This is a genomic window from Mesorhizobium sp. M2A.F.Ca.ET.039.01.1.1, from assembly GCF_003998035.1.
Classification (GTDB): Bacteria; Pseudomonadota; Alphaproteobacteria; order Rhizobiales; family Rhizobiaceae; genus Mesorhizobium.
The window spans coordinates 1-1880 of record NZ_RZRY01000977.1 but is presented as its reverse complement, the minus strand read 5'-3'; the positions used below and the strand labels follow the sequence as shown (position 1 = coordinate 1880).

1 protein-coding gene and 2 pseudogenes are annotated in these 1880 nt (G+C 57.9%); all 3 read left to right on the top strand.

The window, feature by feature from the left end; all coding sequences use genetic code 11:
- Positions 1-476, top strand: a pseudogene (locus EOA24_RS36330) (amidohydrolase); the annotation flags it as partial.
- 358 nt (positions 477-834) lie between these two features.
- Positions 835-1235: pseudogene (locus EOA24_RS36325) on the top strand (Rieske (2Fe-2S) protein).
- A 54-nt stretch (positions 1236-1289) separates the two neighbouring features.
- The coding region (locus EOA24_RS36320) for an amidohydrolase family protein (RefSeq protein WP_133374823.1) at positions 1290-1880 on the top strand (591 nt) is incomplete at its 3' end.

Here is a 1880-nt window from a genome sequence, read left to right as displayed (position 1 = left end):
GTGTGGGCCCGCCTCCCTTTGACGCAGCTGACTATGCGTTCGCTAAGGAGCTTCGCAAGACGGCCTTGACGGACGAAGACGCGCTGGCCAGCGTGGCCGGTCGCGATGTTTCGTTGAAGGATGAGATCTTCCACGCAAGCCTTTTGCCCTTGGGAACAGACCAATTCGAGTTGGGCTCGACGGACGTGGGCGACGTCAGCTGGATCGTGCCAACTGCACAGTGTCAAACAGCCTGTTTCGCCATCGGCACGCCCTTTCACTCTTGGCAACTCGTCACCCAAGGCGATCTGCCGGCGGCCCACAAGGGCATGATATTGGCAGCCAAGGTCATCGCTTCGACTGCGGCAGATTGCATACGCAATCCAGAGATCATCGCTCGTGCGAAGGCTGAATTGAAGCAACAAACTGGGGGGCGCCCATATGTCTGCCCAATACCTTTTGAAGTCACGCCTGGTGATCTGCGTGCAAAGGCATAAGGCCGGCTGAAGGCTCACCGGGGTGGGCCTTCGCTTTAACATCCTAAAGTATCGCCGTGAGCCGGCAACGCGGCGCGAATGCACGTGGGAGTACATCGACAATCCCAGATGAGAGAAGGGAAGCCGCGTCGAAGGCGTCGATCCGCAAGTCGCGGTCAGCGGGGGCACAATCTCGGTGGCCCAATACTTCCACCGAGGCCCGAGCAATGCAGTTGTCCGCGACGTTTGGTTTCGGCCTTGGCCACACCTGTGGTGGTGCATTTTGATCCAATCTGTCTATTCCGCCGATGGAGCGAGGTTATTAGGTTTAAAATGGCTTCTCGGATCAGTTCCGTCTCGCTTTTGCCAGGGAGGAAAAATGGCTAAGCATGTGGTGGGCAAGGCAGAGGATGTCGGTCCGGGCATGCGCAAGGTCTTCGAGGTGCGTGGCCGTCCGATCGTCATCTTCAATGTCGATGGCGACTACTTCGCGCTGCTCAACCGTTGCCCGCATCAGAGCGCAGAGCTGTCGATGGGCTTGATCTCAGGTATTGCAACGGCAGATGAGCCGGGACACGTCCAGTGTTCGCGTCGCGGCGAGTTCATCCGCTGCCCCTGGCACGGCTGGGAATTTGATATTCGCACTGGCCAGTCGTGGTGTGATCCAGGGCGAATATCCGTCAAACAATACCCGGTATCGATAGCTGCGGGAGCCGAATTGGTCGAGGGTCCGTATAAAGCGTGAGTGTCGAAGACGCATACCTGGTCGTCGATCTCTGAACGATCGACCCGATCCATCGTGAGATGGCAAAGTTTCTTGGAAGCGAGGCATTTATGCTGCACAAGCCGACATCGGTAATCGATTGCGATATTCATCCAGCGGTGCCGGGAAACGATGCCCTGATCCCCTTTATGGACGAGTATTGGCAGGAACAATTCATCAGCCGCGCGATCGGCGAGATGGATCTGGCCAGCTATCCGCCGAGTGTACCGCTGTCATGCCGTCCGGACTGGCGGCAGGCTGGTGAAAAGCCGGGCATCAGCCTCGATCGCTGCCGGGAACAGGCGCTGGATAAATTCAACTGCGAGTTCGCAATCTGTAATCCGCTCTATGGCGGTCAAGTCGCGGCAAGTGGCTTGATGGGCGCAGAAGTCTGCACCGCGACCAACAAATGGCTGGCGCGGGAGTGGCTGGATGCTGAACCGCGTTTGCGCGGTTCGATCGTGGTGGCTTCGCAGCTTCCCGATCGGGCTGCGGAAGAAATCCATAGATGTGCCTCCGACAAAAGGTTCGTCCAGGTCCTGCTGCTGGCCGGCAACGAAATGCTTCTTGGTCGCAGCCATTATTGGCCGATCTATGAAGCGGCGCAAAAGCATGGCCTGCCTGTCGGTATCCATGCCGGGACCATGTATCGTTATCCCACG